We start from the raw sequence: 435 nt of genomic DNA, 5'->3' as shown, positions 1-435 counted from the left end.
CCCGAGTTTATCCCAGTTTTGTATATATGCGTTCTTCCGGAAGTTAGAAATGTGTACCATTGGTACACAAAATAAACCGGTTAGTTGTCAATAGCTGGGGGTGCCAGAGCCAGGCCCAATGGCCCATCTCCCATTCCCCAATATCTCTTTTTGCCGGCTTGCCCCCATACCCAAGGATGGCGAAACTCGATCAAATGTCAGGGTATCCGAAAGAATGGCTTTTACAAAACCGGGTGTTTATCCCAGTTTTATATATATGCTTTCTTCCGGAGGTTAGAAATGTGTACCATTGGTACACAAAATAAACCGGTTAGTTGTCAATAGCTGGGGGTGCCAGAGCCAGGCCCAATGGCCCATCTCCCATTCCCCAATATCTCTTTTTGCCGGCTTGCCCCCATACCCAAGGATGGCGAAACTCCATCAAATCTCAGGGTA

Source organism: Kamptonema formosum PCC 10802, assembly GCF_000332335.1.
GTDB lineage: Bacteria > Cyanobacteriota > Cyanobacteriia > Cyanobacteriales > Oscillatoriaceae > Oscillatoria.
Note: the sequence above shows the minus strand (reverse complement) of the source record.